Below are 24,201 nucleotides of genomic sequence, written 5' to 3' on the forward strand. Positions count from 1 at the left end.
AAGCCCGCGCGCCGCTGTTTTGAGCCAGTCCTTCCACCGATGCCAGAGACCATGAGCCTCATTTCCCCAGGTGATGTCGCCCCCGACTTCGAGCTGATCACCGATGCCTACGAGAAGTTTCGCCTGTCCGACCACCTCGGGCACCCGGTAGTCCTGTATTTCTATCCGCAGGACGACACCGAGGGCTGCACGCTTGAGAATATCGAGTTCACCGACCTGATGCCGCAGTTCAAGAAGCTCGGCGCCGTGGTGGTCGGCATCTCGCCCGACACGGTGGAGAAGCACTGCACGTTCCGCGACAAGTATAATCTCGGCGTACCCCTCGCCGCCGATCCGGAGCGCAAAGCCATCGAGGCCTATGGCATCTGGCAGCTGAAGAAGCTGTGGGGCACCGAGTTCATGGGCGTGAAGCGGGTGACGGTGCTGGTCGGGCCGGACGGCAAGGTGGCGGGCGTGTTCCATGCCACGCGGATCAAGGGCCATGCCGAAGAGGTGCTGGAGGCGGTGCGGGCGCTGTCTCCTGCCGCGGCGGCAACGAAGGCACGCAAGCGGGTCTGACGTGTGCTTGCCACCGAAGGAGCCTCTCCACGGTGTCATTCCCGCGCAGGCGGGAACCCAGTCGAGCACCGAGTGTGGGGCTACTGGATCCCCGCCTTCGCGGGGATGACGCCGGAGTTTGTGGACCGCTTCAACGTGAACCGCCGGACACGGGCCCCGGCCACTTTTCGCGTTTGTTAACCCTAACGGATCATGATCGCGACAGTCGAGTAGCGTCCCGGAGTCGCGGTCGTGCGTACGAAATCCGCAGGCGTCCAGCCTCCTCCCAAGGTCTTCGGTTCAGCCCCGAAGCCCGCGACCAGAATGGTCGCAGGTATCCGGCCATGGGTGTTCTACCTGAGCTTCGCCGTGCTGTTCGGCACCAACGTGCTGACCGCCGTCGGCTTGATGATGTCGCCCGACATCGCGGCCCTCCTCGGCGGGCAGAAGGAACTCGTGGTCGCTGCCTATGAGGACCGGATCGCGCAGTTGCGCGTCGAGGTCGATCGCCTGCATTCGCGGCAATTCGCGCAGGCCGGCGACATCAACCTGCAATTGCAGGAGCTGACGCAGCAGCAGGAAGTGCTGCTCGAGCAGCACCAGTTCGTGCAGCAACTGGCGCAGAAGGCGGCCGAACTCGGGATCGAGACGGCGAGCCTGCCGGTCTCCATCGACGATGCTCCCGTAGTGCCGGTGCCCGTCGCCAGGAGCGGCGACCTCGCCGAGATCGGCGCGTCGATGACTCGCATGATGGACGACAGCCGCCTCGCTCTCGCCGCCCTCTCCGAGGAAGCGACCCGCTCGACTGACGATATCCTCGTCGCGCTGAACGGCATCGGCATCCAGCCGGTCATGCCGGAGCAGGACGCCGTCGGCGGGCCATTCGAACCCGCGGTGGACGATAGCGATTCGGACGGCATCGTCGACGATGCGAGTGCGGCCTATCTGGCGCTGGTGCGCTTCAAGGCGGCCCGTGGTGCGCTCGACCTGGCGCCGATCCACGAGCCGATGGGTGGACTCGACCGGATCAGCTCCAATTTCGGCAATCGCAAGGACCCCTTTACCGGCGGCCGCGCCTTCCATGCCGGCATCGATTTCCCGGCGCCCCGGGGTACGCCCGTACTGAGCGCAGGCTATGGCAAGGTGAGCTATGTCGGCGAGCGGGCCGGCTACGGCAAGACTGTGGAAGTCACCCATGGGCCGGGGTTGCTGACGCGCTACGGGCATCTGAGCGCCTACCTCGTCAAGGAAGGCCAGGTCGTCAACACGGGTACGCCGATCGCCGAAGTCGGATCGACCGGCCGCTCGACCGGACCGCATCTGCACTTCGAAGTCCGCCGTGCCGACAATGCCGTCGACCCCGGCAAGTATCTTGCGGTGGGCAAGAAGCTGGCGCACCTGATCGGTACCTGACCTTGCCGTCGCAACCCGGCAACGCGCCGAGCAAATCAGCCATGCATCCGGCCAAAGCCGGATAGTTGTTCTGGTTTTTCATTTGGGGCGGGTTTAGGGTCCGCACGCAATGCTGATGACATCAGATATTCCGACGATGCTGCGGCTGCACCGCGCAATGTTTCTGGCGCGGGAGATCGACCGCGTCGAGCAGGACCTGGTGAAGCAGGGCCTCGCGCATTTTCATGTCTCGGGCGCCGGCCACGAATCGACCGCGTTGCTCGCCGACTTCCTCAATGGCGACGACTGGCTGCACCTGCATTATCGCGACAAGGCGCTGCTGGTGGCACGCGGCATGCCGGTGGTGGAGTTCTTCCGCAGCCTGCTCGCCACGGCGGGATCGCATTCCAACGGCCGGCAGATGAGCGCCCACTACGCGGCGCACGACCTCAAGGTCGCCTCCATGGTCGGCCCGGTGGGCAATAATGCGCTGCATGCGGTGGGTAACGCGCAGGCGGTGAAGTTCCATCCCGACGCCCCGGTGGTGATCTGCTGCGTGGGCGATGGCACGACGCAACAGGGCGAATTCCTCGAGGCGGTGGCGGAAGCCGTGCGCAGCGAAGCGCCGGTGGTGTTCGTGATCCAGGACAATCGCTGGGCGATTTCGACCAAGACGCCGGGGCAGACCTTCTTCGACCTGCCGACCGGCCCCGCCGACAGCTATCTCGGCCTGCCGATTCGCCGCGTCGATGGCGTGGACCTGACGGCGACGCGGGTGACCTTCGAGGCGGCGGTGACCCATGCGCGCGCCACGCGCGGCCCGGCCATCGTGCTGATGGAGCTCGAGCGGCTGTCGGACCACACCAATGCCGACGACCAGGCGCTCTACCGCAGCGCCGACGACCTCAAGGCCGGCACAGGCCGCGATCCGCTCGAGGCGATCCGCCAGTCGCTGCGCGAATCGCAGATGGGTGATGTGGCGCTGACCCAGCTCGAGACGACGCTGATCGCCGAAGTGGCGGCCGCGGTGGCCGAGGCGCGGGCCGACCAGACACCGCAGACGGCTGGGGCGGCCAAGGCGCCCTACCCGGCGGAGTTCGCGACGACCAAGGAATATCGCGGCGACGCCGCGGCGCCGAACCTGACCATGCGCGAAGCGCTGAACCGGGTGCTGCGCGAGCAGCTTTCCGCGCATCGCGACATCCATGTGCTGGGCCAGGACATCGAGGACCCCAAGGGCGACGTGTTCGGCGTCACCAAGGGGTTGTCGACGGCCTTCCCGGGCCGGGTGCGTAACGCGCCGCTGTCGGAATCGACGATTGTTGGCACCTCGATCGGCCGTGCCTTTGCCGGGCAGCGGCCGGTAGCCTTCATCCAGTTCGCCGATTTCCTGCCGCTGGCGTTCAACCAGATCATCTCCGAGCTCGGCTCGCTTTACTGGCGCACCGACGGGCAATGGCAGGCGCCGGTGATCCTGATGGTGAGCTGCGGCGGCTACAAGGCCGGGCTCGGTCCGTTCCATGCGCAGACGCTCGAATCGGTGCTGGCGCATGTGCCGGGCATCGACGTGGTGATGCCGTCCTCCGCCGGCGACGCGGCAGGGCTGCTCAACGCCGCCTTCGAGAGCGGCCGGCCGACGGTGTTCCTCTACCCCAAGAGCGCCCTGAACCTTTCGGATCGGCGCACCTCGGATGATGTCGCCAAGCAATTCGTGGCGCCGGGGCGTGCCCGTACGGTACGGACCGGCAATGAGCTGACGCTCGTCACCTGGGGTAATCCGCTGGCGCAGTCGGCGCTGGCGGCCGAGACGTTCGAACAGGCCGGGGCTGAAATCGAGCTCATCGACCTGCGCTCGATTTCGCCGTGGGACGAGGAAGCCGTACTGCGTTCGGTGCGAAGGACGAAGCGCCTGCTGGTCGTGCACGAGGACAACCACACCGCCGGCTTTGGCGCCGAGGTGATGGCGACGGTGATGGAACGGGCCGGCATGCCGGTGACGGCCAGGCGCGTGACGCGCGACGATATCCATGTGCCGTTCCAGTTCGAGCGGCAGATCGAGACCCTGCCGTCATACCGGCGCATCATGGAAGCGGCCGCAGCGCTGCTCGAGTTCGACCTGAGCTGGGAAGCGCCGAAAGTCGAAACCGGCCCGGCGGCGATTGCCGCGATCGGCTCGGGACCGGCGGACGACGAAGTGGAAATTGTCGAGCTGCTGGTGAAGCCGGGCGACGTCATCAAGACCGGCGACCTCGTCGCGGTGGTGGAAGCCACCAAGGCGGCTGTGGACGTGCAGGCGACGGTGTCGGGCAAGGTGCTGTCCATCGCCGTGGCATTGAAGGACAAGGTGCCGGTCGGCGCGCCGCTGCTGTTCGTCGAGGCCGATCCGGCTTCGGTGAAGCAGCAGACCACGGTGACGGCCGAGCGCATCGACAAGGCGATCCTCAAGCGCCGGACCGCGGCCGTTGCCGCTCCGGTGATCGCCGGGCGTGCCGAGGTGGCGGTGGGCGTTGTCGGGATTGCCGGCGTCACCGGCGCCCGAAAAGTTCACAATTCCGACCTGCGCGGCAACTGGCAGACGCGCGACGTGGCCGATATCGTCAAGCTCACCGGCATCGAAAGTCGCCGCTGGATCCAGCCGGGCGAGACGGTGCTGTCGCTCGCGACCGCGGCGGCCAAGAAGCTGCTCGAGGAGCAAAAACTCGAGATCGGCGATATCGATCTCGTCATCGCGACGACGGGTACGCCGGACGTGATCACCCCATCGCTGGCCTGCCGGGTTGCCGATGCGGTGAGCACATCGGGCCGGGCAACGCTGCCGGCCTATGACATCAACGCGGCCTGCTCGGGTTATCTCTATGCGCTCGCCAATGCGCGCGACTATGTGCGCAACAATCCCGATGCGCGCGTGCTGGTGGTGACCTCGGAAGTGCTGTCGCCGCTGCTCGACCAGAACGATTTCAACACCGCCGTGCTGTTTGCCGATGCCGCCACCGCCTCGCTGGTGCAGGGCGCGTCGCATGGACAACCGCTGCTCTTCACCTACGCGCAGCCGACGATTTCCGGCTCGCCCGAATCCGGGGAGTTGCTCAGCGTGCCGCGCGCCGGCGAGGGCTATGTCAAGATGAACGGGCGAGAGGTGTTCACCGATGCGGTGCGCGCCATGACCGCGACGCTCACCTCGGCCTGCGCCGCCGAAGGCATCAGCATGGACGATATCGATCTGATGGTGCCGCACCAGGCCAACCAGCGCATCATCGACGCCATCGCCCGCCGCTCGGGCCGGCCGGCGCATTCGATCATCAAGACCATCGGCAATACCAGCTCGTCGACCATTCCGCTGGCGCTGATGGACGCCCTGCCCGCGACCAAGGCGGGGCAGCGGTTGGGGCTGGTGGCGTTTGGTGGCGGGATCACGTACGCCGCGGCGGTCGCTACGGTAGTGGAGCCGAGCTGAGGCGGCTCGCGCGCCAAGCTCTGTCCCAAACTCGATTGTCATCCCTGCGCAAGCAGGGATCCATTTCACCGCCCGCGTTGGTGGAGAGGTGGATCCCTGCTTTCGCAGGGATGACAGCTGGTGGTTGGGCGTGGTCTCGCCCCTGCCACCGTCATGCCTGGGGCTTGACCCGCGGACCCATGCACAGCCTCAGCGTCCTATGGGTCCGCGGGTCAAGCCCGCGGATGACGACCGAGAGGGAGGTGCGTGTGGCCGCCCCCTCCACCAGCTTCGCTGGTCCCCCTCCCCCGCCACGCGGGGGAGGATCGCGGAGAGGCCGGTGCCCCTGTCTTACTTGCCCAGCGTCGACGGCCAGGTGCCGTGCTGTTCGCCATCGCGGTCGGTGAGGATGAAGCCGTGGGCGCCGAAGAAGTCGCGCTGGCCCTGGGTCAGGTTGGCGGTGCCCTGGGCCTGGCGGTAGCTGTCGAAATAGGCCAGCGAGGCCGATAGGCAGATCAGCGGGAATTCGCCGAGCGCAGCGGCCGAAACGACCTTGCGCAGCGACTTGTTGGCCGACTTCATGATCTCGATAAAGTCCGGAACCATCAACAGGTTGGTGGCGCCGCCCTTGGCGTAGGCAGCCGACATCTGGTCGAGGAAGCGCGAGCGGATGATGCAGCCCGCGCGCCAGATCTTGGCGATGGTGGCGAGCGGCAGGTTCCAGCCATTCTCCTCAGACGCCTTGGCCATCACGGCAAAGCCCTGCGCGTAGGAGACAATCTTGCCGGCGAGCAGCGCCTGCTCGAGATCGGTGAGCGACACATCGGCCTTGCCGGCGGCGGGCTTGCCGTAGACGGCTTCGGCGGCGACGCGCTCTTCCTTGCGGGAGGAGATCGAGCGGGCGGCGACGGCGCCCTCAATGGCCGTGGCCGGGACGGCGAGCTGCTGGGCGGCGATGGCCGACCAGGTGCCGGTGCCCTTCTGGCCGGCCTTGTCGAGGATCAGATCGACCAGCGGCTTGCCGGTCTTGGGCTCGACGGCCTCGAGTACGAGGCCGGTGATTTCGATCAGGTAGGAGTTGAGCGGGCCCTTGTCCCAGTCCTTGAACACTTTTGCGGCGGCGGCCGGGTTCATGCCGAGCCCGTCGCGCATCACGCCATAGACTTCGGCGATCATCTGCATGTCGCCGTACTCGATGCCGTTGTGGATCATCTTGACGAAGTGGCCGGCGCCGCCTTCGCCGAGATAGGCGCAGCACGGCTCGCCGTTGAACTTGGCCGAGATCGCCTCGAGGATCGGCTGGGCGTTCTTCCACTGCGCCTCGGGCCCGCCGACCATGATGGAGGGGCCGTGGCGGGCGCCTTCTTCACCACCGGAGACGCCGATGCCGAGGAAGCCGATGCCCTTGTCGCGCAGGTACTCGAAGCGCCGCTGGCTGTCGGTATAGAGCGAGTTGCCGCATTCGAGGATGGCGTCGCCCTTTTCGAGGTGCGGCAGCAGCTGCTCGATCATCTCGTCGACCGGCTTGCCGGCCTTGACCATGATGATGATCGAGCGGGGGCGCTTCACCGACTGGATGAACTGCACGAGGTCGGCCTCGGGCACCACCTTGCCATCGAGCCCCTCTTCCTTCGCGGTCGCGACGAAATCGTCGATACGGGACGCCGTGCGGTTGTGAACCGCAATGGTGTAGCCCTTTTCGGCGATATTGAGCGCCAGGTTCGAGCCCATCACAGCAAGGCCGATGAGGCCGATATCGGCAGACGCCATATTCATTCTCCGTTGGGAGTTATTCAGTTCCGGGGCGGCTTTGTGGCATGGCGATGGCAGGAATGCCACCCCTCAGCCCCCCACCATCGGACTAGGGAGAGCGCCGGATTGGCAGTTTACCGGCAGGGGCGCGATCCACTAGTGTCGCGCCAATTACGGAGGGGCAGCTTGGATACGCTTTCGCACTTCAACCTCAAGGGCAAGCGGGCGCTGGTGACCGGCTCGAGCCGGGGCATCGGCTTCGGCATCGCCGAGGCGCTGGCCGGCGCCGGGGCCGAGATCATCATCAACTCGCGCAACCCCGAAGCGCTGGGCGAAGCGGCGGCGCGGCTGGCCGAGGGCGGCGCGCGGGTGAAGGCGCTGGCTTTCGACGTGACCAGCGAGGAGAGCGTCGACGACGCCATCTCGCATGCCGAGACCGAGATCGGGGCGATCGACATCCTGGTCAACAATGCCGGCATGCAGCACCGGGTGCCGCTCGAGGACTTTCCGCTGGAAAAGTTCGAGCAGGTGATGTCGACCAACGTTACGTCGGCTTTCATCGTCGGGCGCGCCGTGGCGCGTGGCATGATCGCGCGCAAGACGGGCAAGATCATCAACATCTGCTCGGTGATGAGCAATCTGGCGCGGCCCTCCATCGCGCCCTATGCGGCGAGCAAGGCGGCGATCGCCAACCTGACGCGCGGCATGGCGGTGGACTGGGCCAAGTACGGGCTCAACGTCAACGGCATCGCGCCGGGCTATATCGCCACCGAACTCAACCAGGCGTTGCTGGACAACAAGGAATTCAGCGCCTGGGTGGAAACGCGGACGCCCATGGGCCGGTGGGGGCAGCCAGCCGAGCTGGGCGGCGCGGCCGTGTTCCTCGCCTCCGAAGCCTCCTCCTTCGTCAACGGACACATTCTCTATGTCGACGGCGCCTTCACAGCCACCGTTTGAGGGGGCCCGCATCATCATCGCCATGGGCGTCGCCTCGTCGGGCAAATCGGCGAGCGGCGCGGCCATCGCGCGGCGGCTGCACGCACCCTTCCTCGATGGCGACGGCTACCATCCGCCCGCGAACAAGGAGAAGATGCGCTCCGGCATTCCGCTGACCGACGAGGATCGCTGGCCCTGGCTGGAAACGCTGGCCAAGGCGCTGGCGGAAGCCGCGGAGCAGAAGGGCGTGGCCGTCGGGGCATGCTCGGCGCTGAAGCGGGCCTATCGCGACTATCTCACCGAGAAGGCGGGCGAGCCTATCCTGTTCGTGTTCCTCGATGGCGACATCGAAACCATCCGCAAGCGCATCGAGGCACGGCAGCACGAGTTCATGAACCCCAAGCTGCTGGACAGCCAGTTCGCCACCCTGGAGCGGCCGGCGGCGGACGAGAACGTGCTGAAGGTGGACGTGGACGATCCGGTCGAGTCGATCGCGACGAAGGTGACGAAGGAACTGACGTATCTGAAGGTGTTCAAGCGGGGGCAGTAGTTCGCGAACTACGCCACACGCACAGGGTCACCCCGGCGGAGGCCGGGGCCCATCCTGAGGTCTTTCCACATCCACGGCGCGTTGCGGCATCTCAGGATGGATCCCGGCCTGCGCCGGGATGACATCGTGGGTGGCGGACGATCACGCCCCAGCTGCCAAACTCAGAACCCGAAGGAAAACTGCCCCGTCGGCGAGGCGGCGTGCTCCAGCGCCAGCATCTGCATCTTGGTGCGGACGCCGTTGGGGGAGGAGAAGCCGCCGGTCTTGCCGTCGGCGGCGAGGACGCGATGGCAGGGGATGACCAGCGGGATGGGGTTGGCGCCCATGGCGGCGCCGACGGCGCGGGAGAGCGCGACATCGCCGAGCCAGCGGGCAATGGCGCCGTAGGTGGTGGTTTCGCCCCAGGCGAGTTGGCGGATGCGCTCGTAGATGCGGCGGTTGACGTCGGGGACACCGTCGAGGTCGACGGGGAGATCGGCGAAATTGTCCTCGGCGCCTTCGGTGTAGGCTTCGATCCGGGCGACAAGCTCGGGCTGGGCGGCAGATTGCTCGGTGCGGCCCTTGCTCTCCATGCGCTGACGCATTTCGGCGGGGGATTCGCCGGGAAGCATCAGGCGCGACAGGCCGATATCGGTCCAGCCGATGGCCATTTGTCCGAGCGCGGTATCGATGATGCGGTAGTGCATCCTCTCAAGATAGGCGCTTGGATGGGCGGATTGAACCCGGATTTGACGGAAGCTAAGCGCCGATCGTGTGCAGCCAGTCGCGCAGTTCGCGCCTGAGGTAGCTGCGTAGCGTGCCGTCGCGGGAAAAACCCCACCACAGGATGGCGCCCTGCCACTGGCTGGCCATCAGGCGGCCGAGGTGATCCTGCCTCGCCGGATCGCTGGCGAGGCGGCGGCCGAGGGCATGGCTGAGCGCCTGCTGCCAGGCGGCACCGCGGGCGCGCAGCTTGGGATCGCGAAAATCCTCGCGCAGCAGGAGCAAGCCCTGCCCGTGATCGTCGGTCGCGCCGTAGCCGGTGGACAGCCGGACCAGCAGCGCGATGGCACCCTCGGGGTCGCGCGGGTGAGCCGCGTCGGCGGCGGCGGTTTCGAGATCGAGCTGATCCCACATCCAGAGGAGCGCGGCTTGCATTAGGGCGTCGCGGTTGCCGTAGCGCTGCACCAGCGTGGCCGGCGACAGCTTCGTCGCCTCGGAGGCGGCAGCGAAGGTGAGTGCCGCGGGCCCCTCGCTCGCGAGCAGGCCGGCGACGGCCTCGATGACATCTTCGTCGGAAATCTTGCGTGGCCTAGCCATGCCAGCTATATAAACGAACGTTCGTTTACAAACAATGGAGACCCATCATGGCCCGCATCGTCGGTTATATCGCTACCAGCCTCGACGGGTATATCTCCGAGCCGGAGGAGACGCTGGACTGGCTGACGCAGCGCACGGACATGCAGCTGGGAGAGTTCGACTACAACCTGTTCATCAAGCGCATCCGCACCGTGGTGATGGGGCGTTCGACCTATGACTGGATGGAAAGGAACGTCCCCGACTGGCCATACAAGGAGCAGCGCAGCATCGTCGTCACCTCGCGGCCGATCGACAATCCCGTGGCACCGGTGGAGATCCGCAGCGACGTTCCAGCGTTGATCGAGGAGCTGCGTGCGCTCGACGACGGCGATGTGTGGATGCTGGGCGGCGGACAGCTGCAGATGGCCTTCATCGAACGCGGCGCGCTCGACGAGATCGAGGTCTATGTCATCTCGCAGTTGCTGGGCGGCGGCGCGCTGCTGTTCCCGCCGACCGGGTTTCGGAAGAGCGTGAAGCTGCTCGAAGCCAATGTGCTCGGCACCGGCTGCGTCCGGCTGCACTACAGCTTTGCGTAGCCCCTGCCCGGCTAGAGAGGCTGGCTCTCGACCTCGATCTCCCACTGGTCGCCGAGCGCGATCTGCAGTTCGGAGACGACGAAAGGCAGCAGCGCGTTGAATTCCTTGCGGTCACGTTCGGACATGCGCCAGGTCGGGTCGGCCGGATCGTCCCAGTTGATCTGGCGGTCGTAGAGCTCGTTCAGGCGGGTGAGCCGGCGGATAATGTCGCTCGACAGGCCCCAGAAGCCCAACTCGGTGGCGTGTCCATCGACAAAGAGCGGCGCGAGCCCGTGGCCCACCATGCCGTAGTCGACGAGAAAAACCACCTTCTTGGGCACATTCCGACCTTCTGGCTGGTGGGTCCAGTTGCCAGTCGGCGTCAGGTCGTCCCAGCCCAGCGCAACCTGCTTACCCGAGGTCATGTTGGCCTGCCTGTTGGCCGGAAATGGGGCGCGATACGCGGGACGCGGCCACGAACAGACTTGCCCACCAGCCGACGCCCCGCCCCCTGGACACGTCACGCATCGGAGAATACCCCCAGATCACACCGCCTCGACAGACTATCCAAGTTGTACGAGCGCGGCAATTTCTGCAGTGCAATAGTCAACGCCTGTGAATAAGTTCAGCCGAGCCAGACGCCAAGCAACGCAGCTACGGCCGGAATTGTTTGCACGAACAATATCTTGCGGCTGGCGGTGACGGCCCCGAAGACGCCGGCGACGACAACGCAGCCCAGAAAGAATGCCTTGACCGGATCACCCGCTTCGCCCAGCCAGATGCCCCAGAACAGGCCCGCCGCGAGAAAGCCGTTGTAGAGTCCCTGGTTTGCGGCGAGCGTCCTGGTCTGCTCGGCGAAGTCGGGGGTCAGGCCGAATGCCTTGAGCCCCTGCGGCTTCGTCCACAGGAACATCTCGAGCACGAGGATGTAGACGTGAATCAGGGCGACGATGCCCGTGAGGATGCTGCCGATCATGTGTCCGCGACTCCTGCCGGTTGAGCCAATCTAGCACGGCTTCGCACGCCTCGGCTCGTCGCGCTGAACGGCTGCCTACGTGTTTCGCGGAATGAGGTTCTGCTGCCACGACAAGCGCTTGGCGGGCACTCAGTAAGTCTCGTCTCGATTTGCGTGGAAGCTGCGAGGGCCGGCTTTACCCCCGGTCAACCAGCCGCAGCGGTAAGCGCACCGAATGTGGAAACCCGGTATTCCTTCCGCCGTTTTTGGGGAGGCTAGCTGGGGGCGAAAGAGGTGAGCATGCCCCAAAGCATCGATATCCAGGACCTGCTGATCTGGGCCTTCCAGGCCGAGCAGGTCGAAAGCCGGCGCCATGTGGACCCGGACGCGCTGACCGTCTACTGGGCGGTTCTCGCCCTGCCCGCTCCGCATGCCACGGTGATCAGCCGCTTTGCCCGCGAAGCCAAGTGCCCGGACTGGCGCACCGAGGTGAGCCAGCGCTGCGTTTCCCTCGACCGCGTGCGCCGCTGCCGGCGGCTCTACACCGAGTGGGTGCGCGCGCTGGCGGTGCTGCAACAGACGTTGTCGGGGGCGCTCACCCGCTTCACCGTCCTCGGCCCCAATCTCGACGAGCAACCCTGGGTGCAGGAGCGCAGGCGCGCCTAGTCGCCGGCGTAGCTGACCTCGATGCGCTGGAACAGCGGCCCCTGCTTCATGGTGTCGAGCCATTTGCGGAACTCGGCGACGTCGCGGAAGCCGGCCTTTTTCGCATCGGCCTCGGTGACATCGTCAGGCGACATGTCGTCGATACGGCCGATCTTCAGCAGCCCGACCTTGGTCTTCAGCGTGCCGCCCGGCTTCACGGTCGGGCGCGTCCAGCGACGGAACTGCAGCGTGATGTCGCCGCGCTTGATGGCTTCGAGAACTTCCAGCTTGAGCAGCATTCCGGCTCCTGTGGTGCGGGCGGTGGGACTCGAACCCACACGGGTGTACACCCTCGGGATTTTAAGTCCCGTATGTCTACCATTCCATCACGCCCGCGCTGCGACAGGGCTTCCCACAAAGATGGCAAAAACTCAAATGCCAACAGGCTGATAAAGCCTGACATCGGTTGTCAGGGAGACTCCCTTACCGTGTCAGCCATCGATTTTGGAGGCCTGACATGCAGTTCATCGACCGCTACCCGATCATCGTGACCGACGCCTTTGCCGCCTGCCGCGACTTCTGGGTGAAGCACCTGAGCTTTGCCGTGGTGTTCGAGAACGACTGGTTCGTCTACATGCAGGCCGATGGAGCGAGCATCGCCTTCATGTCGCCCGGACATCCGTCCTATCCGCCCGGGCCGGAGCCGTATTTCGCCGGCGCCAGTATGGAGCTCGAGGTGAAGGACGCCGCGGCCGCACTCGAAGAGGTCCGCGCGACCGGGCGCGAGCCGGATTATCCGCTCACCGACGAGCCGTTCGGCCAGCGCCGGTTCAGCCTCAAGGACCCTTCGGGGCTGTGGATCAACGTGGTGCAGCAGCTGTGACACCGTCAGTCCGTCGCGCCCGAGATTGGCGGGACGTAGGCGACGTCGAGGTCCCAGGGGAAGAAGATCCAGGTGTCCTGGCTGACTTCGGTGATGAAGGTGTCGACCATCTCGCGGCCCTTGGGCTTGGCGTAGACGGTGGCGAAATGGGCGCCCGGCAGCATGTCGCGGACGACGCGGGCGGTAGCGCCCGTGTCGACGAGGTCGTCGACGATCAGAATCTTGCCGCCGGTCTTCGCCTTCGCCAACAGATCGTCGGTGATGGGCTTCAGCACCTTGATGCCGCCCTGGTTCTGGTGGTCGTAGCTCTTCACGGCCACGCTTTCGACGACGCGGATGTTGAGCTCGCGCGCGACGATGGCTGCGGGTACGAGGCCGCCGCGGGTGATGGCGACCAGCGCATCGAACGGGCCGAGGCTCTGTAGCCGCCAGGCGAGCGCGCGGCTGTCGCGGTGGAACTGGTCCCACGTCACGGGGAAGGATTTCTGGGCGGTCTGCGTCACTTCAGGTCTCCTGGCGGCGGCGCCGCATCAAATCAATAGGGTTCGGCATCGACCGGCAGGCCGGCGGCGCGGTGGGCTTCGGCCACCATTTCCCGCACCCGGCCCGCCGCGAGTTCCAGACGCGCATCGTCGGACGAACGCAGCACCAGCTCTGTCATTACGCTGGTCGAGCCCATGCGGGGATAACTGCCCATCTTCACGTCCGGGAAATCGGCCTGGATGCGACCGAAGGGCCCGCCGATCGTGCCTTCGCCGACGCGGCAGGCAATGCTGACCGACTTCATCTTCCGGCCGCCCTCGAGCGTGGGAGCGATGGCTTCGAGCATGGCGAGCATGATCTTTGGGACGCCGGCCATGACGTGGACATTGCCGATGCGGAAGCCGGGCGCGGCGCTGACGGAATTGACGATCAGCGTGCCGCCTTCGGGAATGCGGGCCATGCGCAGGCGCGCTTCGTTGACCTCGGTGCCGGTCTGCTTCCAGCGCTCTTCGAGCATGCCGCGGGCTTCGGGGTTGATCGGCAGGGCAACGCCGAAGGCCTTGGCGACCGCATCGGCGGTGATGTCGTCATGCGTGGGGCCGATGCCGCCGGTGGTGAAAACGTAGGTGTAGCGGGATCTTACGGCATTCACCGCGGCGACGATCTCGTCCTCGATATCGGGGACGATGCGCACTTCGGAAAGCTCGATGCCGAGCTCGGTGCAGAAATCGGCGGTGGCGCCGATGTTCACGTCCTTGGTGCGGCCGGACAGGATTTCGTCGCCGATGACGACGAGAGCGGCGGTGACGGTGGTTGCGGACGACATATCTGCCCCTGCGAGAGGCATTATGCATTGCCCCGAAGAGGCCCGGAAGGTCAAGCAATCCGCGGGGAATGCCACAGCATTGCTGACCCGATGAACGGCCCTTTCCATAGCCAACATGAACGCTTACTTTCAGCATTCTGAACGGAGTTGCCGATGATCACCTATGTCGATGCAGAGACCAAGTCGCGCCGCACGGCGGGCGTTATCCCGCTGCATGGCGAGGCGGGCTTTGCCGGCATGCGCAAGGCCTCGCGCCTGACCGCCGAGGCGCTCGACCTGCTGGTCGACGCGGTGCAGCCGGGGGTGACCACGGCGGCGCTCGACAAGCTCGCCTACGAGTTCGCGCGCGACCACAACGCCATTCCGGCGACGCTGTTCTACAAGGGCTATCGCTACTCGATCTGCACCTCGATCAACCATGTCGTCTGCCACGGCATGCCGGACGAGCGGCCGCTGCGCGAGGGCGACATCGTCAATATCGACCTCACTCTAATCGTCGACGGCTGGTACGGGGATAGTTCGCGCATGTACCCGGTGGGCGAGATCAGCCGGAAGGCCGAGCGGCTGATCGAGGTGACCTATGCGGGGCTCGAAGCCGGCATCGCGGCGGCCAAGCCCGGCAATACCACCGGCGATATCGGGGCGGCGATCCAGACGCTGGCGGAAGCCGAGCGGATGAGCGTGGTGCGCGATTTCGTCGGACACGGCGTGGGCCAGCTGTTCCACGACGAGCCCAACATCATGCATTTTGGCGTGCCTGGCACGGGCGTCGCGCTGAAGCCGGGCATGATCTTCACCATCGAGCCGATGATCAACCTCGGCCGCCCGCACGTGAAAATCCTGTCGGACGGCTGGACCGCGGTGACGCGCGACCGCACGCTGTCGGCGCAGGCCGAGCACTCGATCGGCATCACCGAGACCGGCTGCGAGATTTTCACCGTCTCGCCGCGCGGCCTGTTCAACCCGCTCGAAGCCCGCCGCTGACGCCATGCCGAGGGGGGAGAAGCCAGCGCCGGACGGACTCGGCGAGGCAGCCCCTGCCCTCGATCACCGCTCGGGCCATCGCGAGCGGGCGCGGCAGCGCTTCCTCAAGGTGGGCGAAGAGGCGCTCGACGACTATGAACTGCTCGAGCTGATCCTGTTTCTCGCCATCCCCCGCCAGGACACCAAGGCGCTGGCCAAGGAATTGCTGGCGCGCTTCGGCAGCTATTCGGCGGTGTTGAGCGCGCCGCCGGAGCGGCTGGCCGAGGTGAAGGGGATCAGCGCATCGGTTGCCACCAACCTCAAGATCGTGCAGGCGGCCGCGCAGCGCTTCGCGCGCCACCGGGTGGATCGCGAGCTGCCGATCCTCAGCTCATGGTCGGCGCTGATCGACTATGTGACAGCGCAGATGGCGTTCAACACGGTGGAGCAATTCCGCATCCTGTTCCTCGACAAGAAGAACCGGCTGATCGCCGACGAGGTGCAGCAGCAAGGCACGGTGGACCACACGCCGGTCTATCCGCGCGAGGTGATCAAGCGGTCGCTGGAGCTGGGGGCGACGGCCATCATCCTCGTCCACAACCACCCTTCGGGCGACCCCTCCCCTTCCTCCGCCGACGTGCAGATGACGCGGCAGATCAACGACGTGGCACGACCGCTGGGGATCACGCTGCATGACCACATCATCATCGGCAAGGCAGGACACGCGTCGCTGCGCGGGCTGAAGCTGATTTAGCTCAGCCGAACTGCTGCAGGACCGGAAACGTCTCGAGGAACCAGTACGAGATGCGGGTGAACTGGCCGGTGAGAAACAGGAGGCCGGTGACGACGAGGAGGCCGCCCATGATCTTTTCGACGGTACCCAGGTGCTTCTTGAAGCCCGAGAAGAAGGTGAGGAAGGGACCGATGGCGATGCCGGCGAGGAGGAAGGGGAGGCCGAGGCCCAGCGAATAGAGGCCGAGCAGCGCGGCGCCGTCGAGGGCGCTTTCCTTGCTGGACGCCACGGCGAGGATGGCCGCGAGAACCGGGCCGATGCACGGGGTCCAACCGACAGCGAAGGCGAGGCCGAGCAGGAACCCGCCGGCCGGGCCGCTGGCGACGCCGGGGCCGTTGTGGCGCAGCTGCCGGTCGAGCAGGCCGATGCGGTAGACGCCGAGGAAATGCAGGCCCATGGCGATGATGACGATGCCGGCAAGCGGCATGAGGATCGGTAACGCCTGCCGAAACGTCTGACCGAGCGCGGTGGCAGTGGCGCCGAACAGCACGAAGACGATCGAGAAGCCGGCGATGAAAAAGAGCGACGTGAAGACGCTGCGCCGCCACAGGACGCCGGCCGAGGCGCCATCGGCGCGCAGCTGGTCGAAGGAGGCGCCGCTCATATAGGTGAGATAGGGCGGCACGAGCGGCAGCACACAGGGGCTGAGGAAGCTCAGCACGCCGGCGCCGAAGACGAGGGGGAACGAGAAGCCTTCCATGCGCCGCTCTGTAGCCGGTTTCGCTGCGCCGGGGAATGCGACACGCCAGTCAATGGCGTGTGATGAACTCGGGGGCTTCGTTCAGCGCCAGTCGGTCCGCCGCACCTGCAGCGGCGGGGTGCCGCAGAACTGCACGAGCGCATCCACGTCGTGCAAAGTCATGATTCCGTCGCGCAGGGTGACGAGGCCAAGCGCCCGCAGATGTTTCAGGCTGCGATTGGCATGGACCACGCTCATGCCGGTGGCATCGCCAAGGTCCTGCTGCGTCATCGGCAGGCCAAAAGACCTGATCTCATCGTCGCGGCCCATCATCAGCCGCCGGTAGAGCGACAGCAGGAAGGCGCCCATCCGCCGGCTGCCATCGGACCGACCGACGGCGGACAGACGATGCATCAGATCCACGCGTTCCTCCTGCGACCACAGAAAGAGCAACGCCCCGAACCGCGGACGCTCGCGGAAAATTCGGCCGAACACCTCGATCGGAATGACTTCAACCGTGACATCGGTAAGCGCCTGGATCGTCTCGACAGCCTCGGGGCAGCCGATGCTCGAGGTCACGAGATCGCCGGGCAGATGTACCTTGCAGATCTGCCGGCCGCCATCGCTGTTGCCGACACTGGCCACGAGCCACCCAGCCCGCAACCGGTAGATTTCCGGCGCGGGCGAGCCCTCGTGCCTCAGGAAGCTGCCGCGCGGGTGGGTGCGCTGTGGCCCGGTGAGCAGCCGAAATCCCTCGAGATCATCGGCATCGATGCTGTCGAAGGCCGCGAGGCGAGACTGATCGGAGGTCAGCATTGGCGTGGGCGCCGGCCAACGGAGTCACAACAGGCCCTGCCCGCGGCTGACGCCAGCGTGCACGTCGCCATCGCAGAAAACTGAACCTGAACAAGCCCCATGGACTCGCACCTAGCCCGCGCGCCGTGCCGCGGAAATAACATTGGTTAATCAGCACTCTGCGGCACGCAGATGCCCACAAGCCGGAACGTCGCAGCCGATCTTCAGATAACTTGACGACGACAATCATCTTTAGAAGATTGCGTGCCATCTACTGGGTTCGGAGAATTGAGAGATGAACAGGCTGATTGCGGCGCTCGCGGCGCTGCTCGTGCTGGCGCTGCCAGCGCTGGCGCAGGAGTTTCCGGTGACGGTGGAGCATGTCTACGGGAGCACCACAATCGCGGCAAAGCCCGCGCGGGTGGTGTCGGTGGGCATGCACGAGCAGGATTTCCTCTATGCGCTTGGCATTGCACCCGTAGGCGTCAAGGAATGGTGGGGCGAGCACCCCTATGCGACCTGGCCGTGGGCGGAGGAGGCGCGCAAGGCGGTGAACGCGACGCCCGAGGTGATGAATGCCGATGGGGTGAACGTCGAGTGGGTGGCAGCCCAGAGGCCCGATTTGATCATCGCCATCTACGTCACGATGGACGAGGGCACCTACAAGATGTTGTCGCAGATCGCCCCGACGGTGGTGACGCCTGCCGGCTTCGAGCATTGGGGCGCACCATGGCAGGCCGAGCTCGAGATCATCGACCGGGCCACCTCCGGCACGACCGCGAAATCGGAGGCGATCGTCGCAGAATTCGCCGAGCGCTATGCGGCGGTGCGGGAGCAATATCCGCAACTCGCGGACAAGACCGGCACGAACGTGTACCTGCGCGACGACGGCAGCTTCGAGGCCTGGAGCAGCAACGACCTCGCCAGCAAATTCCTGATCGACCTGGGGCTGACCTTCCCGCCCGAGCTCGACAAGCTGGCGCAGGACGACAACCGCATCACCGTCAGCGCCGAGTATATCGACATGATCGACATGGACGTGGCGATCTGGCCGACCGACGACGCGACGATTCAGGAGAAGGTGGAGGCGATGGGGCTCTATCAGGGCCTGCGGCTGGCCAAGGAAGGCCGCTCGGTGTGGCTCGACGACGGCGACGGGCTGGCCTCCGCGGCGACGGGCTGGCCTCCGCGGCGATGAGCTGGCAGACCCCGCTGTCGCTGGGCTATCTGCTGGACCTGCTGCCACCCAAGCTCGCCGCGGCGGCGGATGGGGATGTCGGGACGGTGGTGCCGTAGGGACTCGCACAATCACCGTTCGTGCAGCAAACCCGGTGTCATCCCGGCGGAGGCCGGGATCCAGCCTGAGGTGGCCGCTGCCGTCATTGATCGTTGAACGACCTCAGGATGGGCCCCGGCCTGCGCCGGGGTGACCCAGTTGGTGGGGATGGGTCGAGGCCTCTCCTCCACTACGATTGTCATCCCTGCGAAAGCAGGGATCCATGTCACGGTCCGCACCTGTGGAGAGATGGATCCCTGCTTTCGCAGGGATGACATCGGGATTGGGGCGGGGTAAGCAGCGCTTGTCCGTCAGACTGCGCACGTGGAAACTGACAGGCGCAACACACAGCTGACGAGCTCGCCATGACCCGCCCGATCCGTATCGCGCCGTCGATCCTGTCCGCCGATTTTGCCCGGCTGGGCGAGGAGATCCGCGCCATCGATGCCGGGGGGGCGGACTATATTCATGTCGATGTGATGGACGGGCATTTTGTGCCCAATATCTCGATCGGGCCGCTGATCGTGTCGGCGATCCGGCCGCTGACCAGGAAGATCATCGACGTGCACCTGATGATCGCGCCGGCGGATCCGTATCTGAGCGCGTTCGCGAAGGCCGGGGCGGACAGCATTACCGTGCATGTCGAGGCTGGGCCGCATCTGCATCGGTCGCTGCAGGCGATCCGGGCCGAGGGCAAGCGCGCCGGGGTGGCGATCAATCCGGCGACGCCGGTGTCGGCGATCGAGCATGTGATCGGCGATATCGACCTGGTGCTGGTGATGAGCGTCAACCCCGGGTTCGGCGGCCAGAAGTTCATTCCCGAGGCGCTGACCAAGCTGCGGCAGGCGCGCGAGCTTATCGGCGGCCGGCCGATCGACCTCGAGGTCGATGGCGGTGTGAGCGTCGACAACGCCAGGGCACTGGCGGAAGCGGGCGCCGACCTTTATGTGGCGGGCACGTCGGTGTTCGCGGGCAATGACCCAAAAACCTATGCCGGCCGGATCGCGGCGATCCGTAACGCCGCCATGACCGTTACCGCGTAACTCGTCCGTTACGCAAACAAAGAGCGATAAGCCCATGATTCCGCGCTATTCCCGCCCCGAGATGGTTGCCGTCTGGTCGCCCGAGACCCGCTTCCGCATCTGGTTCGAGATCGAGGCGCATGCGACGACCAAGCTCGCCGAGCTGGGCGTGGTGCCGAAAGAGGCGGCCGAGACGATCTGGGCCAAGGGCCGTGATGCGACATTCGACGTGGCGCGGATCGACGAGATCGAGCGGACCACCAAGCACGACGTGATCGCGTTTTTGACGCATGTGGCCGAGATCGTCGGGCCGGAAGCGCGGTTCCTGCACCAGGGCATGACCTCATCGGACGTGCTCGACACCTGCCTTGCGGTGCAGATGGCGCGGGCGTCGGACATCCTGATCGCCGATATCGACAAGCTGCTGGTCGCGATCAAGAAGCGGGCCAAGGAGCACAAGTACTCGATCACCATCGGGCGCAGTCACGGCATCCATGCCGAGCCGACGACCTTCGGGATCAAGCTCGCCGAGGCCTATGCCGAGTTCGACCGGGCGCGGGCGCGACTAGTAGCGGCCAAGGCCGAGATCGCGACCTGTGCGATTTCCGGCGCCATCGGCACGTTCGCCAATATCGATCCGCGGGTCGAGGCGTATGTGGCCGAGCAGCTGGGGCTGACGGTCGAGCCGATTTCGACGCAGGTGATCCCGCGCGACCGGCACGCCATGTTCTTTGCGACGCTGGGCGTCGTCGCCTCCTCGATCGAGCGGGTGGCGACCGAAATCCGGCACTTGCAGCGCACCGAGGTGCTGGAGGCGGAGGAGTTCTTCTCTCCCGGCCAGAAGGGCTCGTCGGCCATGCCGCACAAGCGCAACCCGGTGCTGTCGGAGAACCTCACCGGCCTCGCCCGCATCGTGCGCGGCATGGTGACGCCGGCGCTCGAGAACGTGGCGCTGTGGCACGAGCGCGATATCTCGCATTCCTCAGTCGAACGCATGATCGGGCCCGATGCCACGGTGACGCTGGACTTTGCGCTGGCGCGGCTGACCGGGCTGATCGACAACCTCCTGGTCTATCCCGACAACATGAAGCGCAACCTCGACCTGCTCGGCGGGCTGCATAACAGCCAGCGCGTGCTGCTGGCGCTGACGCAGGCAGGGATGAGCCGCGAGGATTCCTATGCCGCCGTGCAGCGCAACGCCATGCAGGTGTGGCAGCACCGCGGCGACCGGGCCGGACTGTTCGCCTCGCTGCTGAAGGCCGATCCCGAGGTTTCGGCCAAGCTGTCGGCGGGCGATATCGACGCCATGTTCGACGATTTCTACCATCTGAAGCATGTCGACGCGCTGTTCGAGCGCGTGTTCGGGCCGGAGCCGTGAGCCAAGACCTTCGCAACGAAGACGTCGTTTACGCGCGCGAAGCGGCCCTGCCCGTCGACGACTATGTCGACGTGGTAGGCCACAGCGCGCTGGGCCCGACGCGGCCGATCGGGGATCGCGAGCGTGTCGCCGAGATGATTGCGGGCGCGGACCTGATCGTGTCGGCCCGGATCGACGGGCGCTGCGTCGGCGTGGCGCGCTGCCTCACCGATTTCGCCTGGGTCGCCTATTGCGGCGATCTCGCCGTGCATGACGAGTTCCAAGGCCGCGGCATCGGCCTCGGGCTACTTCAGGCCTGCCGCGACATTTTGGGCGAACGGGTCGGTACGGCGCTCATCTCGATGCCGGGCGCCGTCGGCTTCTACGACAGCCAGGGACCGAAAGTGGATCTCCACCCCTGCCCCGATGCGTACTTCATGAAGCGCAGGCGCGGGATATGAGGATCAGCGACGCGGACATCCTGATCCTGCCGGGGCTGGGCAATTCCGGGCCGGGCCACTGGCAGCGACGCTGGGCGGAGCGGTTTTCGACCGGCCGCGTGGTCGAGCAGGACGAGTGGGACAATCCCGACGTGCGCGACTGGACGGCGACGATCGTCGAGGCGGTCGAGACGGCGGACAAGCCCGTGGTGCTGATCGCGCATTCGCTGGCGGTATCGGCGCTGGTGCATGCCGCGGCGCGGCTGCCCAAGGGCAAGGTGAAGGGGGCGTTCCTCGTGTCGCCGCCAGATCATGAGGGCACGGCGGTGCCGCGCGAGGCGCTGAGCTTTGCCAATGTACCGCTCGACCCGCTGCCGTTCCCGTCGCTGCTGGTGGTCTCCAGCAATGACGCGCTGGTGTCGCCGGAACGGGCCGCCGACATGGCGACGGCCTGGGGCTCGGAGCTGCATTTTGCCGGCGAGGCCGGCCATATCAACGTCGCCTCAGGCCACGGTCCGTGGCCCGAAGGACTGCTGATGTTCACGCGGCTGATGCAGCGGATCTGATTGCACGGCTGCGCCAGAAAGTGTAGCCTATGGGCGACATGCGAGGGGCAGCATGCCGTTGATAGTTGAACAGAGCACCGAGTTCCAGGCTTGGCACGAAGGGCTCAAGGACGAGCGCGCGCAACGCCGGATCACCTCGAGGATTGGCCGTGGGCGTGATGGTTTGCTCGGTGATGTCAGGTCGCTCGGCGGCGGACTGTCGGAGCTGAAGGTCGACTATGGGCCGGGGTATCGGCTCTACTTCACGATCCGCGGCGAGCGGTTGTTGCTGCTGCTATGCGGCGGCGACAAATCCTCTCAGCAGCGGGACATCGAGCGTGCGCGAGCGATGCTGAAGGCGAAGGAGACATAAGTTGAACGATGTGGAATTCGTACCGTTCGATGCCTCGAAATTCCTCGGCAGCGATGACGCGATCCGAGAGCACCTCTACGATGCCATGGAAAGCGGCGATGCGCGGGTTATCGCTGGAGCAATCGGCGACGTGGCGCGTGCCAAAGGCATGAGCGCGATTGCCCATGAAACCGGCATGTCGCGCGAGAGCCTGTATCGGGCGCTCAGCGAGGATGGCAATCCGCAACTAGCGACCGTGCTGAAGGTGCTGGAGGCCATGGGACTCAAGCTCTCGATCGAGCCCAAGGCCTCCGATGCGGCTTAGCCCTCGCTGAGGACCTGGTCGCGGGCGACGTTGACCAGTTCGGCCATTTTCTGGCGAATCATGTCGTCGGACACCGAGGCGCCCTTGGCCTTGAGGTCGGACGAGATCTTGCGGAACACGTCCTCGTCGCCGGCTTCCTCGAAGTCGGACGCCACCACTTCGGCGGCATATTGCTTGGCGTGCTCTTCGCTCAGACCCATGTGCTCGGCGGCCCACAGGCCGAGCAGCTTGTTGCGGCGCGCCTCGGCGCGGAAGCGGAGGTCGGAGTCATGGGCGAACTTGGCCTCATAGCCCTTTTCGCGATCGTCAAAACCAGCCATCGTTCACTCCGCTTTTCCGGCCCGCTGCGGGCGCCCTCGTTGGGTTCGACATAAGCTGGCGCGCCGGGCAAATCAACGGGCGCGGCGCGCGGCAAATGGTCAGCGGAGCAGAACGCGCGGACCGGGCTGGCGGATGCACCGATCATGCGGGTTCGATTGAAGTGCGCGACGTGGTGAGTTGGTCGGCTCCGGCCCTAGCCGGGGCGGGTAGCTATCCGTTAAATAGCTTGCATTGGCCGGGCATTCTGGCGCATGAGAGCCGCAATTCCCCACATTCGCCAAGAGGCAGGGCTCATATGAACCGTCGCCGCAAGATCTATGACGGCAAGGCCAAGACCCTCTATGAGGGTCCCGAACCCGGGACGCTGATCCAGTATTTCAAGGATGACGCTACCGCCGGAAACGGCGCCAAGCACGAGATCATCGACGGCAAGGGCGTGCTCAACAACCGCATCAGCGAGTACATCTTTTCCAAGCTGAACGGGCTGGGCATTCCGACCCACTTCATCCGCCGACTCAACATGCGCGAGCAGCTGATCAAGGAAGTGGAGATCATCCCGCTCGAAGTCGTGGTGCGCAACGTCGCCGCCGGCTCGCTGACCAAGCGCCTCGGGCTCGAGCCAGGCACGCAGCTGCCGCGCTCGATCATCGAGTTCTACTACAAGGACGATGCGCTCAACGACCCGATGGTGTCCGAAGAGCACATCACCGCCTTCGGCTGGGCCACGCCGCAGGAGCTCGACGACATCATGGCGCTCGCCATCCGGGTCAACGACTTCCTCACCGGCCTGTTCATGGGCGTCGGCATCCAGCTCGTCGATTTCAAGATCGAGTGCGGCCGGCTCTATGACGGCGACCTGATGCGCATCGTGCTCGCCGACGAGATTTCGCCGGATAACTGCCGGCTGTGGGACATCAAGACCCGCAACAAGCTCGACAAGGACCGCTTCCGCGAGAACCTGGGCGGGCTGGTCGACGCCTATCGCGAAGTGGCGCAGCGGCTCGGCATCCTCGTCGAAACCGACAACGCGTTGACCACCGGTCCGCGACTCGTGCAATAGCCCGGCAGGGCCAAGCGCCCTGCCCTTG

29 protein-coding genes and 1 tRNA gene are annotated in these 24,201 nt (G+C 65.7%); 18 read left to right on the forward strand and 12 right to left on the reverse strand.

Annotation, left to right across the window (positions count from 1 at the left end; genetic code table 11):
- The first annotated feature begins 51 nt into the window (after nt 1–51).
- The 3 genes from AC3A6I_RS09810 to AC3A6I_RS09820 all read left to right on the forward strand — a co-directional run bounded on the left by AC3A6I_RS09810 (nt 52) and on the right by AC3A6I_RS09820 (nt 5,383).
- Entirely contained in the window at nt 52–558 is a 507-nt protein-coding gene (locus AC3A6I_RS09810) for a peroxiredoxin (protein ID WP_487543496.1), read from the forward strand.
- Between the two features lie 303 nt (nt 559–861).
- Complete coding sequence (locus AC3A6I_RS09815; protein WP_487543497.1) at nt 862–1,950, forward strand: M23 family metallopeptidase; 1,089 nt, start codon at nt 862–864, stop codon at nt 1,948–1,950.
- Between the two features lie 109 nt (nt 1,951–2,059).
- On the forward strand, nt 2,060–5,383 hold the full coding sequence (locus AC3A6I_RS09820; RefSeq protein ID WP_487543498.1) for a beta-ketoacyl-ACP synthase 3: 3,324 nt from the start codon (nt 2,060–2,062) through the stop codon (nt 5,381–5,383).
- A 330-nt stretch (nt 5,384–5,713) separates the two neighbouring features.
- On the opposite strand, the gene gndA is transcribed toward AC3A6I_RS09820, so the two are convergent.
- A complete protein-coding gene (gndA, locus tag AC3A6I_RS09825) occupies nt 5,714–7,132 on the reverse strand; it encodes an NADP-dependent phosphogluconate dehydrogenase (RefSeq protein ID WP_487543499.1) in 1,419 nt (472 codons plus the stop codon).
- Between the two features lie 168 nt (nt 7,133–7,300).
- Between gndA and AC3A6I_RS09830 the strand changes: the two genes are divergently transcribed.
- Together AC3A6I_RS09830 and AC3A6I_RS09835 are read left to right on the forward strand one after the other, a co-directional pair.
- Nucleotides 7,301–8,071 (forward strand): glucose 1-dehydrogenase, encoded by a 771-nt coding sequence (locus AC3A6I_RS09830; protein ID WP_487543500.1) that lies wholly within the window; start codon nt 7,301–7,303, stop codon nt 8,069–8,071.
- Nucleotides 8,040–8,600: a gluconokinase gene (locus AC3A6I_RS09835; protein ID WP_487543501.1), complete on the forward strand. Its 561-nt coding sequence runs from the start codon at nt 8,040–8,042 to the stop codon at nt 8,598–8,600. The genes AC3A6I_RS09830 and AC3A6I_RS09835 overlap by 32 nt, the downstream gene beginning before the upstream one ends.
- Nucleotides 8,601–8,761: 161 nt before the next feature.
- Here the strand turns inward: AC3A6I_RS09835 and AC3A6I_RS09840 are convergent, their stop codons facing one another.
- Together AC3A6I_RS09840 and AC3A6I_RS09845 are read right to left on the reverse strand one after the other, a co-directional pair.
- Nucleotides 8,762–9,286: a methylated-DNA--[protein]-cysteine S-methyltransferase gene (locus AC3A6I_RS09840; RefSeq protein WP_487543502.1), complete on the reverse strand. Its 525-nt coding sequence runs from the start codon at nt 9,284–9,286 to the stop codon at nt 8,762–8,764.
- A gap of 52 nt (nt 9,287–9,338) precedes the next feature.
- Nucleotides 9,339–9,899, reverse strand: coding sequence for a TetR/AcrR family transcriptional regulator (locus AC3A6I_RS09845; RefSeq protein ID WP_487543503.1), 561 nt, complete (start codon nt 9,897–9,899; stop codon nt 9,339–9,341).
- A gap of 47 nt (nt 9,900–9,946) precedes the next feature.
- Between AC3A6I_RS09845 and AC3A6I_RS09850 the strand changes: the two genes are divergently transcribed.
- Nucleotides 9,947–10,474 (forward strand): dihydrofolate reductase family protein, encoded by a 528-nt coding sequence (locus AC3A6I_RS09850; protein WP_487543504.1) that lies wholly within the window; start codon nt 9,947–9,949, stop codon nt 10,472–10,474.
- An 11-nt stretch (nt 10,475–10,485) separates the two neighbouring features.
- Here the strand turns inward: AC3A6I_RS09850 and AC3A6I_RS09855 are convergent, their stop codons facing one another.
- Nucleotides 10,486–10,878 carry a hypothetical protein gene (locus AC3A6I_RS09855; protein WP_487543505.1) on the reverse strand — a complete coding sequence of 131 codons (393 nt, stop codon included), beginning with the start codon at nt 10,876–10,878 and terminating at the stop codon, nt 10,486–10,488.
- Between the two features lie 200 nt (nt 10,879–11,078).
- Nucleotides 11,079–11,429 carry a DUF1304 domain-containing protein gene (locus AC3A6I_RS09860; RefSeq protein ID WP_487543506.1) on the reverse strand — a complete coding sequence of 117 codons (351 nt, stop codon included), beginning with the start codon at nt 11,427–11,429 and terminating at the stop codon, nt 11,079–11,081.
- A gap of 279 nt (nt 11,430–11,708) precedes the next feature.
- On the opposite strand from AC3A6I_RS09860, the gene AC3A6I_RS09865 reads away from it, so the two are divergent.
- Complete coding sequence (locus AC3A6I_RS09865) at nt 11,709–12,074, forward strand: hypothetical protein (protein WP_487543507.1); 366 nt, start codon at nt 11,709–11,711, stop codon at nt 12,072–12,074.
- Here the strand turns inward: AC3A6I_RS09865 and AC3A6I_RS09870 are convergent.
- Together AC3A6I_RS09870 and AC3A6I_RS09875 are read right to left on the reverse strand one after the other, a co-directional pair.
- A complete protein-coding gene (locus tag AC3A6I_RS09870; protein WP_487543508.1) occupies nt 12,071–12,352 on the reverse strand; it encodes an ASCH domain-containing protein in 282 nt (93 codons plus the stop codon). The two genes, AC3A6I_RS09865 and AC3A6I_RS09870, sit on opposite strands and share 4 nt — an antisense overlap.
- Nucleotides 12,353–12,363: 11 nt before the next feature.
- A tRNA-Leu gene (locus AC3A6I_RS09875) sits at nt 12,364–12,449 on the reverse strand.
- A 121-nt stretch (nt 12,450–12,570) separates the two neighbouring features.
- Here AC3A6I_RS09875 and AC3A6I_RS09880 point away from each other — a divergent pair.
- The gene (locus AC3A6I_RS09880; RefSeq protein ID WP_487543509.1) at nt 12,571–12,936 is read left to right on the forward strand and encodes a VOC family protein; all 366 of its coding nucleotides are present in this window, start codon (nt 12,571–12,573) and stop codon (nt 12,934–12,936) included.
- 5 nt (nt 12,937–12,941) lie between these two features.
- Here the strand turns inward: AC3A6I_RS09880 and gpt are convergent, their stop codons facing one another.
- Complete coding sequence (gpt, locus tag AC3A6I_RS09885; protein WP_487543510.1) at nt 12,942–13,439, reverse strand: xanthine phosphoribosyltransferase; 498 nt, start codon at nt 13,437–13,439, stop codon at nt 12,942–12,944.
- Between the two features lie 32 nt (nt 13,440–13,471).
- The gene (locus AC3A6I_RS09890; RefSeq protein ID WP_487543511.1) at nt 13,472–14,245 is read right to left on the reverse strand and encodes a competence/damage-inducible protein A; all 774 of its coding nucleotides are present in this window, start codon (nt 14,243–14,245) and stop codon (nt 13,472–13,474) included.
- 153 nt (nt 14,246–14,398) lie between these two features.
- Here AC3A6I_RS09890 and map point away from each other — a divergent pair, with 153 nt between their 5' ends.
- Together map and radC are read left to right on the forward strand one after the other, a co-directional pair.
- Nucleotides 14,399–15,229 carry a type I methionyl aminopeptidase gene (gene map / locus AC3A6I_RS09895; protein ID WP_487543512.1) on the forward strand — a complete coding sequence of 277 codons (831 nt, stop codon included), beginning with the start codon at nt 14,399–14,401 and terminating at the stop codon, nt 15,227–15,229.
- Nucleotides 15,230–15,233: 4 nt separating this feature from the next.
- Nucleotides 15,234–15,962 carry a RadC family protein gene (gene radC / locus AC3A6I_RS09900; protein ID WP_487543513.1) on the forward strand — a complete coding sequence of 243 codons (729 nt, stop codon included), beginning with the start codon at nt 15,234–15,236 and terminating at the stop codon, nt 15,960–15,962.
- 1 nt (nt 15,963) lies between these two features.
- Here radC and AC3A6I_RS09905 read toward each other — a convergent pair whose 3' ends face one another.
- Both AC3A6I_RS09905 and AC3A6I_RS09910 read right to left on the reverse strand, forming a co-directional pair.
- Nucleotides 15,964–16,701 (reverse strand): cytochrome c biogenesis CcdA family protein, encoded by a 738-nt coding sequence (locus AC3A6I_RS09905; RefSeq protein ID WP_487543514.1) that lies wholly within the window; start codon nt 16,699–16,701, stop codon nt 15,964–15,966.
- 81 nt (nt 16,702–16,782) lie between these two features.
- Nucleotides 16,783–17,496, reverse strand: coding sequence for a Crp/Fnr family transcriptional regulator (locus AC3A6I_RS09910; protein WP_487543515.1), 714 nt, complete (start codon nt 17,494–17,496; stop codon nt 16,783–16,785).
- A 274-nt stretch (nt 17,497–17,770) separates the two neighbouring features.
- Here AC3A6I_RS09910 and AC3A6I_RS09915 point away from each other — a divergent pair, with 274 nt between their 5' ends.
- From AC3A6I_RS09915 to AC3A6I_RS09945, 7 genes are all read left to right on the forward strand, one after another.
- Entirely contained in the window at nt 17,771–18,673 is a 903-nt protein-coding gene (locus AC3A6I_RS09915) for an iron-siderophore ABC transporter substrate-binding protein (RefSeq protein WP_487543516.1), read from the forward strand.
- A gap of 443 nt (nt 18,674–19,116) precedes the next feature.
- The gene (gene rpe, locus AC3A6I_RS09920) at nt 19,117–19,794 is read left to right on the forward strand and encodes a ribulose-phosphate 3-epimerase (protein ID WP_487543517.1); all 678 of its coding nucleotides are present in this window, start codon (nt 19,117–19,119) and stop codon (nt 19,792–19,794) included.
- 34 nt (nt 19,795–19,828) lie between these two features.
- Nucleotides 19,829–21,151: an adenylosuccinate lyase gene (gene purB, locus AC3A6I_RS09925; RefSeq protein ID WP_487543518.1), complete on the forward strand. Its 1,323-nt coding sequence runs from the start codon at nt 19,829–19,831 to the stop codon at nt 21,149–21,151.
- A complete protein-coding gene (locus AC3A6I_RS09930; RefSeq protein WP_487543519.1) occupies nt 21,148–21,591 on the forward strand; it encodes a GNAT family N-acetyltransferase in 444 nt (147 codons plus the stop codon). The genes purB and AC3A6I_RS09930 overlap by 4 nt, the downstream gene beginning before the upstream one ends.
- The gene (locus tag AC3A6I_RS09935) at nt 21,588–22,136 is read left to right on the forward strand and encodes an RBBP9/YdeN family alpha/beta hydrolase (RefSeq protein ID WP_487543520.1); all 549 of its coding nucleotides are present in this window, start codon (nt 21,588–21,590) and stop codon (nt 22,134–22,136) included. Before AC3A6I_RS09930 ends, AC3A6I_RS09935 begins: the two co-directional genes overlap by 4 nt.
- Before the next feature lie 52 nt (nt 22,137–22,188).
- On the forward strand, nt 22,189–22,488 hold the full coding sequence (locus tag AC3A6I_RS09940) for a type II toxin-antitoxin system RelE/ParE family toxin (protein ID WP_487543521.1): 300 nt from the start codon (nt 22,189–22,191) through the stop codon (nt 22,486–22,488).
- 10 nt (nt 22,489–22,498) lie between these two features.
- A complete protein-coding gene (locus tag AC3A6I_RS09945; RefSeq protein ID WP_487545012.1) occupies nt 22,499–22,792 on the forward strand; it encodes an addiction module antidote protein in 294 nt (97 codons plus the stop codon).
- Here the strand turns inward: AC3A6I_RS09945 and AC3A6I_RS09950 are convergent.
- On the reverse strand, nt 22,789–23,112 hold the full coding sequence (locus AC3A6I_RS09950) for a DUF1476 domain-containing protein (protein ID WP_487543522.1): 324 nt from the start codon (nt 23,110–23,112) through the stop codon (nt 22,789–22,791). The genes AC3A6I_RS09945 and AC3A6I_RS09950 overlap by 4 nt on opposite strands.
- A 296-nt stretch (nt 23,113–23,408) precedes the next feature.
- Here AC3A6I_RS09950 and purC point away from each other — a divergent pair, with 296 nt between their 5' ends.
- Nucleotides 23,409–24,173 (forward strand): phosphoribosylaminoimidazolesuccinocarboxamide synthase, encoded by a 765-nt coding sequence (purC, locus tag AC3A6I_RS09955; RefSeq protein ID WP_423067628.1) that lies wholly within the window; start codon nt 23,409–23,411, stop codon nt 24,171–24,173.
- Nucleotides 24,174–24,201: the final 28 nt, after the last annotated feature.

The organism is Devosia sp. Soil_C_22, from assembly GCF_057657195.1.

Excerpts from the sequence above, each read along its gene's own strand:
- rpe (WP_487543517.1), top strand. The coding sequence starts at position 19,117 with ATGACCCGCCCGATCCGTATCGCGCCGTCGATCCTGTCCGCCGATTTT.
- AC3A6I_RS09890 (WP_487543511.1), bottom strand. The coding sequence starts at position 14,245 with ATGTCGTCCGCAACCACCGTCACCGCCGCTCTCGTCGTCATCGGCGAC.
- AC3A6I_RS09950 (WP_487543522.1), bottom strand. The coding sequence starts at position 23,112 with ATGGCTGGTTTTGACGATCGCGAAAAGGGCTATGAGGCCAAGTTCGCC.
- AC3A6I_RS09845 (WP_487543503.1), bottom strand. The coding sequence starts at position 9,899 with ATGGCTAGGCCACGCAAGATTTCCGACGAAGATGTCATCGAGGCCGTC.
- AC3A6I_RS09910 (WP_487543515.1), bottom strand. The coding sequence starts at position 17,496 with ATGCTGACCTCCGATCAGTCTCGCCTCGCGGCCTTCGACAGCATCGAT.
- purC (WP_423067628.1), top strand. The coding sequence starts at position 23,409 with ATGAACCGTCGCCGCAAGATCTATGACGGCAAGGCCAAGACCCTCTAT.
- AC3A6I_RS09935 (WP_487543520.1), top strand. The coding sequence starts at position 21,588 with ATGAGGATCAGCGACGCGGACATCCTGATCCTGCCGGGGCTGGGCAAT.
- AC3A6I_RS09905 (WP_487543514.1), bottom strand. The coding sequence starts at position 16,701 with ATGGAAGGCTTCTCGTTCCCCCTCGTCTTCGGCGCCGGCGTGCTGAGC.
- radC (WP_487543513.1), top strand. The coding sequence starts at position 15,234 with ATGCCGAGGGGGGAGAAGCCAGCGCCGGACGGACTCGGCGAGGCAGCC.
- AC3A6I_RS09870 (WP_487543508.1), bottom strand. The coding sequence starts at position 12,352 with ATGCTGCTCAAGCTGGAAGTTCTCGAAGCCATCAAGCGCGGCGACATC.
- AC3A6I_RS09855 (WP_487543505.1), bottom strand. The coding sequence starts at position 10,878 with ATGACCTCGGGTAAGCAGGTTGCGCTGGGCTGGGACGACCTGACGCCG.
- AC3A6I_RS09835 (WP_487543501.1), top strand. The coding sequence starts at position 8,040 with ATGTCGACGGCGCCTTCACAGCCACCGTTTGAGGGGGCCCGCATCATC.
- AC3A6I_RS09810 (WP_487543496.1), top strand. The coding sequence starts at position 52 with ATGAGCCTCATTTCCCCAGGTGATGTCGCCCCCGACTTCGAGCTGATC.
- AC3A6I_RS09815 (WP_487543497.1), top strand. The coding sequence starts at position 862 with ATGGTCGCAGGTATCCGGCCATGGGTGTTCTACCTGAGCTTCGCCGTG.
- AC3A6I_RS09940 (WP_487543521.1), top strand. The coding sequence starts at position 22,189 with ATGCCGTTGATAGTTGAACAGAGCACCGAGTTCCAGGCTTGGCACGAA.
- AC3A6I_RS09865 (WP_487543507.1), top strand. The coding sequence starts at position 11,709 with ATGCCCCAAAGCATCGATATCCAGGACCTGCTGATCTGGGCCTTCCAG.
- AC3A6I_RS09850 (WP_487543504.1), top strand. The coding sequence starts at position 9,947 with ATGGCCCGCATCGTCGGTTATATCGCTACCAGCCTCGACGGGTATATC.
- purB (WP_487543518.1), top strand. The coding sequence starts at position 19,829 with ATGATTCCGCGCTATTCCCGCCCCGAGATGGTTGCCGTCTGGTCGCCC.
- AC3A6I_RS09880 (WP_487543509.1), top strand. The coding sequence starts at position 12,571 with ATGCAGTTCATCGACCGCTACCCGATCATCGTGACCGACGCCTTTGCC.
- gndA (WP_487543499.1), bottom strand. The coding sequence starts at position 7,132 with ATGGCGTCTGCCGATATCGGCCTCATCGGCCTTGCTGTGATGGGCTCG.
- AC3A6I_RS09840 (WP_487543502.1), bottom strand. The coding sequence starts at position 9,286 with ATGCACTACCGCATCATCGATACCGCGCTCGGACAAATGGCCATCGGC.
- AC3A6I_RS09820 (WP_487543498.1), top strand. The coding sequence starts at position 2,060 with ATGCTGATGACATCAGATATTCCGACGATGCTGCGGCTGCACCGCGCA.
- map (WP_487543512.1), top strand. The coding sequence starts at position 14,399 with ATGATCACCTATGTCGATGCAGAGACCAAGTCGCGCCGCACGGCGGGC.
- AC3A6I_RS09860 (WP_487543506.1), bottom strand. The coding sequence starts at position 11,429 with ATGATCGGCAGCATCCTCACGGGCATCGTCGCCCTGATTCACGTCTAC.
- AC3A6I_RS09915 (WP_487543516.1), top strand. The coding sequence starts at position 17,771 with ATGAACAGGCTGATTGCGGCGCTCGCGGCGCTGCTCGTGCTGGCGCTG.